This is a genomic window from Pseudomonas sp. SWRI22, assembly GCF_014268395.2.
Classification (GTDB): Bacteria; Pseudomonadota; Gammaproteobacteria; order Pseudomonadales; family Pseudomonadaceae; genus Aquipseudomonas; species Aquipseudomonas paracarnis.
This window is the reverse complement of the sequence record NZ_JABWQK020000001.1, coordinates 1,502,566-1,517,770: the sequence shown is the minus strand read 5'-3', so window position 1 is coordinate 1,517,770 and position 15,205 is coordinate 1,502,566. Positions and strand designations below refer to the sequence as shown.

The window sequence follows — 15,205 nt, the reverse complement described above, 5'->3', positions numbered from 1 at the left end:
TTGCCTAAAACGACACCCCGTTCACTTGAACGGGGAAATACGACGAGTGCTGCGCTATGCTTCGCGCCGTTGCGCACGGGTAAAGCCCTTGGGTCAATAAAACGTCTGTTACGAGAAGTAAAACGGCGCATGCTAGGGTCAGCTTAGAAGCGCTGTTTATAAAAGACCTCAGGTCAAAGGGCAGGAGTGGTTGATGGGTCAGGCAAGTAGTCAGGCAGCAGGTGCCGAGCATTCAAAAGCCAAGCCGATTGGCATGCTGGTAGCGGCGGTCGGGGTGGTTTATGGCGATATCGGGACCAGCCCGCTCTACACCCTTAAAGAGGTGTTCAACGGTGGTTATGGGGTGCAGGTCAACCATGACGGCGTCCTGGGGATCCTGGCGCTGATCTTCTGGTCGCTGATCTGGGTGGTGTCGATCAAGTACGTATTGTTCGTGCTGCGTGCCGACAACCAGGGCGAGGGCGGCATCATGGCCCTCACCGCGTTGGCCCGGCGAGCTGCCGGGAAGCACACGAAATTGCGCAGTTTCCTGGTGGTGTGTGGCCTGTGTGGCGCGGCGTTGTTCTACGGCGACAGTATGATCACCCCGGCAATTTCGGTGTTGTCGGCCATCGAAGGCTTGGAACTGGCGTTCGACGGCCTGGAAAAATGGGTAGTGCCCATTGCCCTGGTGGTGCTGGTGGCGCTGTTCCTGATCCAGAAACACGGCACCGACCGCATCGGCAAGCTGTTTGGCCCGGTGATGGTTACCTGGTTCCTGGTATTGGGCGGCCTGGGGGTGTACGGCATCCTGCAGCAGCCCGAAGTGCTCAATGCGCTGAACCCGGCATGGGGCGTGCGCTTCTTCATGGTTCACCCCGGTATTGGCGTGGCGATCCTCGGCGCGGTGGTGCTGGCATTGACCGGCGCTGAAGCGTTGTACGCCGACATGGGCCACTTTGGCCGCAAACCCATCGCCCGCGCCTGGTTCCTGCTGGTGCTGCCGGCGCTGGTGCTGAACTATTTTGGCCAGGGCGCGATGCTGCTGGGCGATCCGGAGGCGGCGCGCAACCCGTTCTACCTGCTGGCGCCGAGCTGGGCACTGGTCCCGTTGGTGGGCTTGTCCACCATGGCCACGGTGATTGCTTCCCAGGCGGTGATTTCCGGCGCGTTCTCGTTGACCCGCCAGGCGATCCAGCTGGGTTACATCCCGCGCATGCATATCCAGCACACCTCCAGTGCCGAACAGGGCCAGATCTACATCGGTGCGGTGAACTGGTCGTTGATGGTCGGCGTGATCCTGCTGGTGCTGGGTTTCGAATCCTCCGGCGCTCTGGCCTCGGCCTACGGTGTGGCGGTGACCGGCACCATGCTGATGACCACCATCCTGGTATCAGCGGTGATGCTGCTGCTGTGGAAATGGCCACCGGTGCTGGCCGTGCCGCTGTTGCTCTGCTGCCTGTTGGTGGATGGCCTGTTCTTCGCCGCCAACGCGCCGAAGATCCTCCAGGGCGGCGCCTTCCCGGTACTGGCGGGGATCGTGCTGTTCGTGCTGATGACCACCTGGAAGCGCGGCAAGCAATTGCTGGTCGGCCGTCTCGACGAGGGTGGCCTGCCGTTGCCGATCTTCATCAGCAGTATCCGCGTACAGCCGCCCCATCGCGTTCAGGGCACGGCGGTGTTCCTCACCGCGCGGCCCGACGCCGTGCCCCATGCGCTGTTGCACAACCTGCTGCATAACCAGGTGCTGCATGAGCAGGTGGTGCTGTTGACCGTGGTCTACGAAGACATTCCACGGGTGCCTGCGGCGCGACGCTTCGAGGTGGATGCCTATGGCGAAGGCTTCTTCCGGGTGATCCTGCACTTCGGGTTCACCGATGAACCGGACGTGCCTGAAGCGCTGAAACTGTGCCATCTGGATGACCTGGACTTCAGCCCGATGCGCACCACCTACTTCCTCAGCCGTGAAACGGTAATTGCCTCGCGCATCAAAGGCATGGCCCGTTGGCGTGAAGTGTTGTTTGCCTTCATGTTGAAAAACGCCAACGGCAACCTGCGGTTCTTCAAACTGCCGGTCAACCGTGTGATCGAGTTGGGCACCCAGGTCGAGATGTAAGGCGCTGCCTACCGGGAGCCGGCAATCGGCTCCCGCTTTCCTTTCTGAACCCTGTGCAAACGATGGTTGTCGACTAGGCTCTATGCACTGTTGAACAGTGCCCACAGAACCCAGAAGAGGTGCGCCATGAGTCAGCTGCTCGAACCTTATACCCTGCGCCAATTGACCCTGCTCAACCGCATCGCGGTTTCACCCATGTGCCAATACTCCAGCGACGATGGCCTGGCCAATGACTGGCACCTGGTGCACCTCGGCAGCCGGGCCGTGGGTGGCGCCGGGCTGATTTTTACCGAGGCCACGGCGGTGACCGCCGATGGCCGTATCACCGCCCAGGACCTGGGCCTGTGGAACGACACCCAGATCGAACCATTGCGGCGCATCACCCGTTTTATCGCGGCCCAGGGCGCGGTGGCGGGTATTCAATTGGCCCACGCCGGGCGCAAGGCCAGCACCCACCGGCCATGGATCGGCAAACACGGCAGCGTCAAGCCGGAGGAGGGCGGCTGGGTGCCGGTGGGGCCCTCGCCGATTGCCTTCGACCCCAATCACACCCAGCCCAAGCCACTGGACGAAGCACAGATCCAGCAAGTAATCGCCGACTTTGTCGCCGCCGCCAGGCGCGCCTTGACCGCAGGCTTTGAGGTGGTGGAAATCCATGCAGCCCACGGGTACCTGCTGCACCAGTTTCTCTCGCCGATCAGCAACCAGCGTCAGGACCACTACGGCGGCTCCTTCGAAAACCGCATTCGCCTGGTGCTGGAAGTCACCAAGGCCGTGCGCGCCGTGTGGCCTGAGGAGTTGCCGCTGTTTGTGCGCGTGTCGGCCACCGATTGGGTGGAAGACGGCTGGAACCCGGATGAGACCGTGGAATTGGCGCGCCGCCTGAAAGACCTCGGGGTGGATCTGATCGACGTGTCGTCCGGTGGTACCGCCGCCAATGCCGAGATTCCCACCGGCCCCGGCTACCAGACGCGCTTCGCCGAGCGCGTGCGCAAGGAATCGGGCATCGCCACCGGCACGGTCGGCATGATTACCGAACCGGCCCAGGCCGAGCACATCCTGCGTACCTGCCAGGCTGACATTATTTTTCTGGCCCGTGAACTGCTGCGCGACCCGTACTGGCCGTTGCATGCCGACGATGACCTGGGCGGACGCAAAGCCATCTGGCCGGCGCAGTACCAGCGGGCAACCCATCGGGACCAGCCGATCCATGAGTCGGATCTGCGGGATTGACCCTACTTACCTCTGTGCCAAACCCACCCTGATACGGTGGGTTTTTTCTTGCTCGCGTTTATAGGAAGGTTGATCCTTGGCGGTTGTTAAGCAGGAGAAGCTTATGCTGGTGGAACGCGCGTTAACCGAAGACGATATCCCTTTGCTGGCAACCATCGATCGTACGGAGCTGATCCCGGCGTGCTATCGCATGGACTGCGGCGAACTGGTGTTGTATGCCACACATCATGATATGCGCGGCTGGCCCGAAGGCGAGGCTGAACAGGATGCGGTGGCGCTGCGTGCCTGCCTCCAGCGCGGCGGGTGGTTGTGGGGCGTATTCGACGGCCAGGTGCTGGTTGCCGCAGTGGTGGTGGACAATCGGCCGTTCCATCACCAGGGCCTGCTGATGCGGCAGCTGAAATTCCTGCATGTCAGCCACAGTGCCCGCGGTTCTGGCCTGGGCGGTCGGTTGTTGGCGCTGGCTTGCGAGCACGGCCGGCAAGTGGGGGCCCAAGCGCTCTATATCTCGGCGACGGAGTCGCGTAACACTGTGGACTTTTACCTGCGCCATGGTTGCGGTCTGTTGCAGCAACCCCACGCTGAGCTTTATGCGCAAGAACCGCTAGACATTCACCTGTATCGACCCCTGCGTGAGTAATGGCTGTAGGTTTTTATTACCGCCGTTATTTTTTAAGTTAATACTCTAAAAAAATCCCACGAATGATGAGATAGTTTCTACGCTAAGGGTAAGCCCGACTCCTGGCCCAGGGAGACAGGCGGTTGGTCCGCGAAGCCGTTGCGCTTCCCGGGAGTTTGGAAATGGGCACCAGGAGTGTTTGACTGATATCAGGAGTAGCGGTCCATGGCCAAGTCCTATGGCGTAGCGGGTGCGGTGGCGTCTTTTCTGAGCCGTCGGATGTCCTTGCGGGGTCGAAGGTTGAGTTCAGATGAGATGGAGTTGCTGGTGCAATACCGGGCGCTGACCGAGAGCGATCAGGTGGCGATGCGGTATCTGATTGGTGCGATGAAAAGCGTGTCGCGGTTCTAAGCCACCTGTGATCATTCCCACGCTGCGGCGTGGGAATGATCAGGCGGTTAATTTCAGGTGTACTTGCGCTGCTCCGGTGCTGGCGGGAAGTACTGATACAGCCAGGTTTCACTCAGGGTGCGGTCCTGGGTTCGTATAAACAGGCGCAATTCGACGGGGTCCACGCTGTCGCTGGTGGGGTACCAGTCGAACAGGATGCGATAGCCCTTGATGTTATCCAGCACCAGCACGCTGAAATCCTTCACCTCACCATGGGAACAAGTCACCACCGGCTCGATGCCGGTGCCCGCTGGCAAGCGATCCAGGCCGCCGCCCTTGAAGTCTACGGCGAAACGCCGCGCCCATACCTTCGGATAATGCTCGCCGGGTGCCCAGCCTTCGGTAAAGCCGCCCATGCCCGAACGGGTCGCGTCGACCTGTGCCAGCGGCGTGCTCACCGGCGGCAGTGCGCTCCAGTACAGCTTGTAGCCGTAGTTGAGCGAATCACCCGCGGCCACGGGCTTTTTCGGGGTCCAGAAGGCCACGATATTGTCCAGGGTTTCGCCAGTGGTGGGGATTTCCAGCAAGTCGATGGAGCCTTCGCCCCAGGCCGTGGTCGGTTCAACCCACAGGCTTGGGCGTTTGCTGTACCAGTCGACGGTGTCCTGGTAGCTGGCGAACTCATGGTCGGTCTGCACCAGGCCGAAGCCTTTGGGGTTGGTGTCGGCGAACGCGTTGAATTGCAGCTTGGCCGGGTTGTTCAGGGGCCGGCAGATCCACTCGCCGTTGCCGCGCCACATGGCCAGGCGGTCCGAGTCGTGGATTTGCGGGTGAATGGTGTCGCACATGCGGCGCTCATGGGTGCCGCAGCTGAACATACTGGTCATGGGCGCGATGCCCAGTTGCTCGATGGCGGTGCGCGCATTGATGTGCGCGTCGATCGCCATCACCACTTGGTTGGCCTGGCAGTCGATATCGAAGCGGTAGGCGCCGGTGGCGCTTGGCGAGTCGAGCAGGGCGTAGACCACAAAGCGCGTGGCGTTCTTGTCCGGGGTTTCGAACCAGAACTGCGTGAAATCGGGGAATTCCTCGCGTTTTTTCGCGTAGGTATCAATCGCCAGGCCACGCGCCGAGAGGCCGTACTGGCCGGTGGAATCCACCGCACGGAAGTAGCTGGCGCCGAGAAACGACAGCACGTCATGGCGGTCCAACTCCGGCGCCTTGAACAGCTTGAAGCCGGAGAAACCCAGGTCCCCGGTCAGTTGCTGGGTGTCCACCGTGGTTTTTTCATAGTTGAACAGTGAAGGGCGAAAATGCACTTCGCGGGCTTCACGGGTCTTTGGGTCGACGCTGTGCATACGCACCGGCGTCTTGAAGCCCATGCCGACGTGGAAGAACTGCACGTCCAGTTGGCCGTTCAACTCCTTCCACAGCGAATGGTTACGGTCATAGCCGATGGCGTTGAAATTCTGCGGGGTCATGGTGGCCAGGGTCGGCGGCAGCACCTGCTTAGTGTCCTGGTAGCCACGGGTGGCCAATTGCTTGGCCTGGGCCTTGAGCGATTCGAAATCGAACGCCACGGCCTTGCCATCGGCAGCCCGATTCCCGGCCCAGGCCTGCGCGGCCAGCAGGCCACTGGCCGACAACCCGGTGTAAGCCGCAATGGCCATGGATGCTTTGAGCAAATTCCTGCGGTGCATAGAGACAACCTGTCGTGAGCAAATCCCGCGCCGTTCCTGGCACGTATCGGATCAGAAATAACGGTTCGGACATGCCTTCGGCCAAACGCAACGGACAATAAACAGACGCCGGATAGCTTAAGCGGTTCGATGAACAAGGCAAATTGATTGATGGCGGGATGATGGCGTTGCATGTGCAACAAGACATTTCCAGCATCGCAGGAGGACGTTACATCTGGAAGCACTCTAGATCGCGGCTTTTTGGCACTTAGTTTTACGCTGGAGGCCTATTGGTCCTACGAACCCAAGTGTCTGGAGGCTACGAATGAATACCCGTGGATTGCTCGATCAGTTGCTCAAGTCTGGCCAGGACATGTTGCAAAACAAGGCCGGCGGCCAACGCAAATCCAATGACAAGGGCGCCCTCGGCGGCTTGCTCAGCGGTGGCGGGCTCGGCAGCATGCTCGGCGGTGCCGGCGGCGGCGCCCTGGCGGCGGGGGCCATGGGTTTGCTGCTGGGCAACAAGAAGGCGCGTAAATTCGGCGGCAAGGCGCTCACCTACGGCGGCTTGGCCGCACTGGGTGTGATTGCCTACAAGGCTTACGGCAACTGGCAAGCCCAGCAGGCCAGCGCGCCCCAAGGCGAGCCGCAAACCATCGACCGCCTGCCGGCTGACCAGGTGGAGCAACACAGCCAGGGCATTCTCAAGGCACTGGTGGCCGCGGCCAAGGCTGATGGGCATGTGGATGAGCGCGAGCGCGCCTTGATCGAAGGCGAATTTACCAAGCTGGACAACGACCAGGAGCTGCAACACTGGCTGCACGCCGAACTCAACAAGCCCCTGGACCCAACCGACGTTGCCCGCGCCGCCAGCACCCCGGAAATGGCCGCCGAAATGTACATCGCCAGCGTGATGCTGGTGGACGAAGAAAACTTCATGGAAAAAGCCTACCTGGACGAACTGGCACGCCAACTGAAACTTGAACCAGGCTTGAAGCTTGAGCTGGAAAAACAAGTACGGCTAAACGCATAAATAGGGCCACACGCCAGTCAAACCTGTGGGAGCAGGCTTGCCCGCGAATGCGGTGGGCCAGTCACTCTATTTCTGACTGACTGACTGACTGACTGACTCACGCCATCGCGGCATAGGCACCAACACCGTAACCACGATGCGAAGCGAGCCGCTCTTGATCTTGCTTTTGATCTGCTTGTGATCTTGATCTCAGGCGCCCCGTTAAACCACGCTGGCCGGAATTCGACAGGGATTTGGGGGGTAAACCGGCAGGGATGCCGGTTTAGCCGCCCCGCGCCATGGATGGCGCGTGGCGGCGGCCCCCCAAATCACTGGCGGATTACGGGCACACCGAGCCTGGGCGAGGTGCCGAGTGGTGGGGCAAGAGCGTTTTGCTTACTTTTGCGCTTTTCAAAAGTGAGCCGCCGTCAGGGCGGAACCCTAAGCGGCCATTGCCGCAGGAATGGATATGTACACAATCCAGCTGTGTTGACTGTCAGGCCGCCATCGCAGGCAACCAGCTCCCACATTCAGATCGTGGGGGGGCAGGTGGGTAGGCGTCGGCTGTCAGGCCGTCACGGGAGCAAGCTCCCTCGCCACAGGTCCAGCGCCGTACCAAAATTGTGTAGATAGCTGTGGCCAACGCGAGCACATCTGCATTCTGTGCACTGCACATCAAAAGCCTTGATAAAAGCGCGCAGCCGCTCAGCTATACTCCCCTCCATTTGAATGGCCCTGCGAGGAATTACTGTGAAGAACTGGACCCTGCGCCAAAGGATTTTGGCGAGCTTTGCGGTAATTATCGCGATCATGCTGCTGATGGTCGTGGTCTCGTATTCGCGCCTGCTGAAAATCGAAATCAGCGAAAACTCAGTGCGGGACGATGCGGTGCCCGGGGTGTTTTTCAGCTCGATGATTCGCAGCGCCTGGGTCGACAGCTACCTGCAAACCCAGGAGTTGGTCGGAATCCACGAGAACCAGGGCATTTCCGAAGCCGACAAACAGGACTACAAGTCTTTTGAGGCTCGGCTTGAGCAACATATGGCCAGCTACGCAGGGACGATCAATATCACCCAGGATCGCACCGAATTCGATGCCTTCGAAAAACTGCACCAGAGCTACAACCAGATTCTCGCCCAGGTTTTGGCGGCCCATCAGAGCAATAACGCCGCCGAAGCACTGAGGTTGTTCAACGAGCAACTGACCCCCGCCTGGACAGCAGGCCGCATGAAGCTCAATGACATTATCAATGAGAACAAGCAGGTCGCCGACAACGCCACCGCCGCCATCGATGATGCGGTAGCGGCCGCGAAGATCAGCATGGGCGTCTCGCTGTTGCTGGCGATTCTCGCCGCCGCGCTGTGTGGCCTGTTGCTGATGCGCGCGATCATGGCGCCGATGCAGCGCATCGTTCAAATCCTCGAAGTCATGCGCACCGGTGACCTGAGCAAGCGCCTGAACCTGGAGCGCAAGGACGAATTCAACGCGGTTGAAACCGGCTTCAACGACATGATGACCGAGCTGACTGCCCTGGTGTCCCAGGCGCAGCGTTCATCGGTGCAGGTCACCACCTCGGTCACCGAGATTGCCGCGACCTCCAAGCAGCAACAGGCGACCGCGACAGAAACCGCAGCCACCACCACCGAAATCGGCGCCACTTCCCGCGAGATTGCCGCCACGTCCAAGGACTTGGTCCGCACCATGACCGAAGTGTCCACCGCCGCCGACCAGGCCTCGGTGGCTGCCGGTTCCGGCCAGCAGGGCCTGGCCCGCATGGAAGAAACCATGCACTCGGTGATGGGCGCCGCCGACCTGGTCAACGCCAAGCTGGCGATCCTCAATGAGAAGGCCGGCAACATCAACCAGGTGGTAGTCACCATCGTCAAGGTGGCCGACCAGACCAACCTGTTGTCCCTCAATGCTGCGATCGAGGCTGAGAAAGCCGGTGAGTACGGGCGCGGCTTTGCCGTGGTTGCCACCGAAGTGCGCCGCCTGGCCGACCAGACCGCTGTGGCGACCTACGACATTGAGCAGATGGTGCGTGAGATCCAGTCGGCGGTGTCGGCAGGGGTGATGGGCATGGACAAATTCTCCGAGGAGGTGCGCCGCGGCATGTCTGAGGTGCAGCAAGTGGGCGAGCAACTGTCGCAGATCATCCATCAGGTACAGGCCCTGGCGCCGCGGGTGCTGATGGTCAACGAAGGCATGCAGGCCCAGGCCACCGGTGCCGAGCAGATCAACCACGCGCTGGTGCAATTGGGCGATGCCAGCAGCCAGACCGTCGAATCCCTGCGCCAGGCCAGCTTTGCCATTGATGAACTGAGCCAGGTTGCGGTCGGTCTGCGCAGCGGCGTCTCGCGTTTCAAAGTCTGATGAGCGAACTCGCGGCTAAACGCGGTGCCGTCCCGGCAGCGAAAAAGGCGTTGTTTCTGGTGTTTCGCATCGGCAACGAACGCTTTGCCCTCAAGGCTACGGAAGTGGCCGAGGTGCTGCCGCGCCTGGCGCTCAAACCTATCGCCCAAGCGCCCTTGTGGGTGGCGGGTATCTTCGCCCATCGTGGGGTGCTGGTGCCGGTCATCGACTTGAGCGCCCTGACGTTCGGCACTTCGGCTCAGGCGCGTACCAGCACGCGCCTGGTGCTGGTCAATTACCAGCCGCAGCCCTGGAGTGAGGCGCGTTGGCTGGGGCTGATTTTGGAACAGGCCACCGACACCCTGCGTTGCGACCCCGCCGAATTCCAGCCCTATGGCCTGGACAACCGGCAGGCGCCGTACCTGGGGCCGGTGCGTGAAGATGCCCAGGGCTTGATGCAGTGGATTGGCGTTGCGGATCTGTTGACCGCGCCAGTGCGCGCCTTGCTGTTTTCCGCCGAGTTGAGCCTATGAGCAATGACCCGCGGTTTTTCGCGTTTTTGAAAGAACGCATCGGCCTGGACGTCGCTTCGGTGGGCGAGGCGATTATCGAACGCGCGGTGCGCCAGCGCTGCCAGTCGTCCCAGTCGCAGTCGGCGGAGGCTTACTGGCAACACCTGCAAACCTCCCATGACGAGCAGCAGGCGCTGATCGAAGCGGTGATCGTCCCCGAGACCTGGTTTTTCCGCTATCCCGAATCCTTTGCAACCCTGGCCCGCCTGGCCCAGATGCGTCTGGCCGAGATCAATCAGCTGCGCGCCCTGCGTATTCTCAGCCTGCCGTGTTCGACGGGCGAAGAACCCTATTCGATTGCCATGGCCTTGCTCGATGCGGGCCTGGCGCCCCACCAGTTCAAAGTGCAGGGCATGGATGTCAGCCCGCTGTCGGTGGAGCGCGCGCGGCGGGGCGTGTACGGCAAGAACTCGTTTCGCGGCGCCGACCTTGAGTTTCGTGACCGTCACTTCACTGAAGACGCAGGTAATTACCGCATCGCCGACCGGGTGCGCGAACAAGTGCGCCTGCAAGTCGGCAACTTGCTGGACCCGGCACTGCTGGCGAATGAGCCAACCTACGATTTTGTGTTCTGCCGCAACTTGCTGATCTACTTCGACCAGCCGACCCAGAAACAGGTCTTTGATGTGCTCAAGGCATTGACTCACGTAGACGGTGTGCTGTTTATCGGCCCGGCCGAGGGCAGCCTCCTGGGGCGTCACGGCATGCGCTCCATCGGTGTGCCGCAGTCCTTTGCCTTCAGTCGGCATGTAGAACCGGCCCCGCCGGTTGCACCTGTGGTCAAACCGACGCCCGCGCCGCTACCGCAGCGCAGGGCGGCGCCGATACCGCTCAAGCCGCGGCCGTTCAGCACCGTCAGCCCCAACGTGCCACCGGTCAAAGTGGTGACTACCGATGCCGGGGATTTGCTCAGCCAGATCGCAACCCTGGCCAACGAGGGCAAAAGTGCCGAGGCCCGAGCGGCCTGCGAACGGTATTTGAGCAGTCACCCGCCGGCCGCCCAGGTGTTTTACTGGTTGGGGCTGCTCAGCGATGTGGCTGGCAGTGCCCTGGAGGCCCAAGGGTATTACCGAAAAGCCCTGTATCTGGAACCGCAGCATCCCCAGGCCCTGATGCACCTGGCCGCGTTGCTCGAGTCCCAGGGTGACAGTGCCGGCGCGCGCCGTCTTCAGGCACGCGCCGCCCGTAGCGAGCGAGCTGACAGTGAGTCCAAACGATGAGTAGCCCTGACGCGCTCGACACCGCAGGCCTGGACCTGACGCTGACCGATACCCAAGCCATTGACGACTGTTGGAACCGCATCGGTATTCATGGCGACAAGTCCTGCCCGTTGTTGGCCGAGCATATCCACTGCCGCAATTGCTCGGTGTATTCCGCCGCCGCCACACGCCTGCTCGACCGCTACGCACTGCAACAGGACGACCATCATGCGCAGGCAACTGCCGAAGCGGATAACGAGGTGGTCACCCGTTCGCTGTTGATGTTCCGCCTCGGCGAAGAATGGCTCGGTATCGCCACCCGTTGCCTGGTGGAAGTGGCGCCGTTGCAGCCGATCCACTCGCTGCCGCACCAGCGTTCCCGAGCGCTGCTGGGCGTGGCCAACGTACGCGGGGCGCTGGTGGCGTGCCTGTCACTGGTGGAACTGTTGGGCCTGGACAGCACCAGTGCCGGCGCCAGCGGCGGGCGGATCATGCCGCGCATGCTGATCATCGCTGCCCAGGACGGCCCGGTCGTGGTGCCGGTGGATGAAGTAGACGGCATCCATGCCATCGATGAGCGCACCTTGAAGGCCGCATCGGTGTCCGGCACCCAGGCCAGCGCACGCTACACCCAAGGCGTGTTGCAGTGGAAAGGCCGCAGCCTGCGTTGGCTGGACGAAGCGCAATTGTTGTCCGCCGTGACCCGGAGCCTCGCATGACCCCCGACCAGATGCGCGATGCCTCGCTGTTGGAACTGTTCAGCCTGGAGGCTGATGCGCAGACCCAAGTGTTGAGCGCGGGCCTGCTGGCGCTGGAACGCAACCCGACCCAGGCCGACCAGCTCGAAGCCTGCATGCGCGCCGCGCATTCACTTAAAGGGGCGGCGCGGATTGTCGGTGTGGATGCCGGCGTCAGCGTGGCCCACGTCATGGAAGATTGCCTGGTCAGCGCCCAGGAAGGCCGTCTGTATCTGCAACCTGAACATATCGACGCATTACTGCAAGGTACTGATCTGCTGATGCGTATCGCCACCCCGGGCAACGATGTGGGGCCGGCGGATATCGAGGCGTACGTAGCGCTGATGGAGCGCTTGCTCAATCCCTCGCAGCCGATTGCCACGCCCGTGCCAAAACCCGAGCCCATCCCCGCGCCGCGGGTTGACGCGCTGCTGCTGGACCCCGAGCTGGAGCCTGCGCCACCGCTCGGCAGTGACGCGCCGCGCCAGAACAAGCGCATGACCGAAGGCGGCGAGCGTGTGCTGCGGGTGACGGCTGAGCGCTTGAACAGTCTGTTGGACTTGTCCAGCAAATCCCTGGTGGAAACCCAGCGGCTCAAGCCGTACCTGGCCAGCCTGCAACGCCTCAAGCGCATTCAAAGTAACAGCTTGCGTGCGCTGGATGCCCTGGACGGCCAGCTCAAGTCGCTGGATCTGAACCTGGAAGCCCAGGAGGCCCTGGCCGATACCCGTCGCCTGCTGAGTGAAGCCCAGGCCCTGCTGGCGGAAAAAAACGCCGAGCTGGATGAGTTCGGCTGGCAGGCCGGCCAGCGCGCCCAGGTGCTCTACGACACCGCATTGGCCTGCCGCATGCGGCCGTTTGCCGATGTGCTGGCCGGGCAGGTGCGCATGGTGCGTGACTTAGGTCGCAGCCTGGGCAAGCAAGTGCGCCTGGAGATTGAGGGCGAAAAGACCCAGGTCGACCGGGACGTGCTGGAAAAACTCGAAGCGCCGCTCACCCATCTATTACGCAATGCGGTCGATCACGGCATCGAAACCCCTGAGCAACGCGTGCTGGCGGGCAAGCCGGCGGAAGGCTTGATTCGCCTGCGTGCGTCCCATCAGGCCGGGTTGTTGGTGCTGGAATTGAGCGATGACGGCAACGGTGTCGACCTCGAGCGCCTGCGCGGCACCATCGTCGACCGCCATCTGTCGCCGGTTGAAACGGCCCTGCGTCTGAGTGAAGAGGAACTGCTCACGTTCCTCTTCTTGCCAGGGTTCAGCCTGCGCGACAAAGTCACCGAAGTGTCCGGGCGCGGGGTCGGCCTGGACGCGGTGCAACATATGGTTCGTCAACTGCGCGGCGCGGTGGTGCTGGAGCAGACGGCGGGGCAGGGCAGCCGCTTCCATCTTGAGGTGCCGTTGACCCTGTCGGTGGTGCGCAGCCTGGTGGTGGAAGTCGGCGAAGAAGCCTATGCCTTTCCCCTGGCGCATATCGAACGCATGTGCGACCTGGCGCCCGACGACATCGTGCAGTTGGAAGGCCGCCAGCACTTCTGGCATGAGGGCCGGCACGTCGGCCTGGTTGCCGCCAGCCAGTTGCTGCAGCGCCCGCCGGGGCAGAGCCCGTCAGATACCTTGAAGGTGGTGGTGATCCGCGAGCGCGATGCCGTGTACGGGATTGCCGTGGAGCGTTTTATCGGCGAGCGCACCCTGGTGGTGTTGCCGCTGGATGATCGCCTGGGCAAAGTCCAGGACATTTCCGCCGGGGCCTTGCTAGATGACGGCTCGGTGGTGTTGATCGTCGATGTCGAAGACATGCTGCGTTCGGTGGATAAATTGCTCAACACCGGTCGCCTGGAGCGCATTGCCCGGCGCAGCCAGCAGGCCACCGAAGCGCCGCGCAAGCGTGTGCTGGTGGTGGACGACTCACTGACGGTGCGCGAGCTGCAACGCAAATTATTACTCAATCGTGGTTATGAAGTCGCTGTTGCGGTCGATGGCATGGATGGCTGGAACGCATTGCGCTCCGAGGACTTCGACCTGCTTATCACTGATATTGATATGCCTCGCATGGACGGTATTGAATTGGTCACACTTTTGCGCCGTGACAGTCGCCTGCAATCGTTGCCGGTGATGGTGGTTTCCTACAAGGATCGTGAAGAAGACCGCCGCCGTGGCCTCGACGCCGGGGCCGACTATTATCTAGCCAAAGCCAGTTTCCATGACGACGCCTTGCTCGACGCCGTGGTTGAACTGATTGGAGGCGCCCGGGCATGAGGATTGCGATCGTCAATGACATGCCCCTGGCGGTGGAGGCCTTGCGCCGCGCCCTGAGTTACGAGCCCGCCCACGAGGTGGTATGGGTGGCCAGCAATGGCCTGGAAGCGGTACAGCGTTGCGCCGAGCTGACCCCGGACCTGATCCTGATGGACCTGATCATGCCGGTGATGGATGGGGTGGAGGCCACCCGGCAGATCATGGCCGACACGCCTTGCCCGATTGTGATCGTCACTGTCGACCGCCAGGCCAACGTCAGCCGCGTATTCGAAGCCATGGGCCACGGCGCCCTGGATGTGGTGGACACCCCGGCACTGGGCGTTGGCAACCCCAAGGATGCGGCCGCGCCCCTGCTGCGCAAGATCCTCAATATTGGTTGGCTGATCGGCCAGCGCGGCACGCGGGTGCGTGCCGAAACCCCGCCGCAGCGGGTCACCGGCAAGCGTCAACGGCTGGTGGCCATTGGTTCTTCGGCTGGTGGGCCGGCGGCACTGGAAGTTCTGCTCAAGGGTTTGCCCCGGGATTTTCCCGCCGCCATCGTGCTGGTACAGCATGTGGACCAGGTCTTCGCCGCCGGCATGGCCGAGTGGCTGAGCAGCGCTTCCGGCCTGCCGGTGCGCCTAGCCTGTGAGGGCGAGCCGCCTCAACCCGGCGTGGTATTGCTGGCCGGAACCAACCACCATATTCGCTTGTTGAAAAATGGCACGCTAGCCTATACCGCAGAGCCGGTGAACGAGATTTACCGGCCCTCCATCGACGTGTTTTTCGAAAGCGTCGCCAGTTACTGGAACGGTGACGCCGTTGGCGTCTTGCTCACCGGCATGGGGCGCGACGGCGCCCAGGGCCTCAAGCTGATGCGTGAACAAGGATATTTGACCATCGCCCAGGACCAGCAGAGCTCGGCGGTGTATGGCATGCCCAAAGCGGCGGCGGCGATTGATGCTGCTGTTGAAATTCGCCCACTGGATAGAATTGCGCCCCGATTGCTGGAGGTCTTTGCAAAATGAACAAAAATCTCCCGCCGTGCTGGCTTGCAGGTAGTAATTCAGGTGATTGCAC

The 15,205-nt window shown here is 61.9% G+C and carries 12 protein-coding genes; 11 read left to right on the top strand and 1 reads right to left on the bottom strand.

The annotated features are described in order from the left end of the window. The first annotated feature begins 193 nt into the window (after positions 1-193). The 4 genes from HU730_RS06615 to HU730_RS06600 all read left to right on the top strand — a co-directional run bounded on the left by HU730_RS06615 (position 194) and on the right by HU730_RS06600 (position 4,358). On the top strand, positions 194-2,095 hold the full coding sequence (locus tag HU730_RS06615; RefSeq protein WP_014717187.1) for a potassium transporter Kup: 1,902 nt from the start codon (positions 194-196) through the stop codon (positions 2,093-2,095). Between the two features lie 126 nt (positions 2,096-2,221). Next, positions 2,222-3,328 carry an NADH:flavin oxidoreductase/NADH oxidase gene (locus HU730_RS06610; RefSeq protein ID WP_034126499.1) on the top strand — a complete coding sequence of 369 codons (1,107 nt, stop codon included), beginning with the start codon at positions 2,222-2,224 and terminating at the stop codon, positions 3,326-3,328. A 103-nt stretch (positions 3,329-3,431) separates the two neighbouring features. After that, a complete protein-coding gene (locus tag HU730_RS06605; RefSeq protein ID WP_186526502.1) occupies positions 3,432-3,968 on the top strand; it encodes a GNAT family N-acetyltransferase in 537 nt (178 codons plus the stop codon). A gap of 204 nt (positions 3,969-4,172) precedes the next feature. Further along, positions 4,173-4,358: a hypothetical protein gene (locus HU730_RS06600; protein WP_014717190.1), complete on the top strand. Its 186-nt coding sequence runs from the start codon at positions 4,173-4,175 to the stop codon at positions 4,356-4,358. Between the two features lie 53 nt (positions 4,359-4,411). On the opposite strand, the gene HU730_RS06595 is transcribed toward HU730_RS06600, so the two are convergent. Further along, positions 4,412-6,037 (bottom strand): glucan biosynthesis protein D, encoded by a 1,626-nt coding sequence (locus HU730_RS06595; RefSeq protein WP_034126501.1) that lies wholly within the window; start codon positions 6,035-6,037, stop codon positions 4,412-4,414. A 304-nt stretch (positions 6,038-6,341) separates the two neighbouring features. Here HU730_RS06595 and HU730_RS06590 point away from each other — a divergent pair, with 304 nt between their 5' ends. The 7 genes from HU730_RS06590 (at position 6,342) to HU730_RS06560 (ending at position 15,153) form a co-directional block, all read left to right on the top strand. Next, positions 6,342-7,049, top strand: coding sequence for a tellurite resistance TerB family protein (locus HU730_RS06590; protein ID WP_034126502.1), 708 nt, complete (start codon positions 6,342-6,344; stop codon positions 7,047-7,049). Positions 7,050-7,778: 729 nt separating this feature from the next. Next, the gene (locus HU730_RS06585; RefSeq protein WP_127882177.1) at positions 7,779-9,401 is read left to right on the top strand and encodes a methyl-accepting chemotaxis protein; all 1,623 of its coding nucleotides are present in this window, start codon (positions 7,779-7,781) and stop codon (positions 9,399-9,401) included. Then, a complete protein-coding gene (locus HU730_RS06580) occupies positions 9,401-9,913 on the top strand; it encodes a chemotaxis protein CheW (protein ID WP_034126504.1) in 513 nt (170 codons plus the stop codon). Before HU730_RS06585 ends, HU730_RS06580 begins: the two co-directional genes overlap by 1 nt. Next, positions 9,910-11,172 carry a protein-glutamate O-methyltransferase CheR gene (locus HU730_RS06575; RefSeq protein ID WP_096144500.1) on the top strand — a complete coding sequence of 421 codons (1,263 nt, stop codon included), beginning with the start codon at positions 9,910-9,912 and terminating at the stop codon, positions 11,170-11,172. The genes HU730_RS06580 and HU730_RS06575 overlap by 4 nt, the downstream gene beginning before the upstream one ends. Next, positions 11,169-11,870, top strand: a complete 702-nt coding sequence (locus HU730_RS06570) for a chemotaxis protein CheW (RefSeq protein WP_034126506.1) — start codon at positions 11,169-11,171, stop codon at positions 11,868-11,870. The genes HU730_RS06575 and HU730_RS06570 overlap by 4 nt, the downstream gene beginning before the upstream one ends. Further along, complete coding sequence (locus tag HU730_RS06565) at positions 11,867-14,146, top strand: hybrid sensor histidine kinase/response regulator (RefSeq protein ID WP_186526503.1); 2,280 nt, start codon at positions 11,867-11,869, stop codon at positions 14,144-14,146. The genes HU730_RS06570 and HU730_RS06565 overlap by 4 nt, the downstream gene beginning before the upstream one ends. Further along, positions 14,143-15,153: a chemotaxis response regulator protein-glutamate methylesterase gene (locus HU730_RS06560; RefSeq protein ID WP_034126508.1), complete on the top strand. Its 1,011-nt coding sequence runs from the start codon at positions 14,143-14,145 to the stop codon at positions 15,151-15,153. Before HU730_RS06565 ends, HU730_RS06560 begins: the two co-directional genes overlap by 4 nt. Positions 15,154-15,205: the final 52 nt, after the last annotated feature.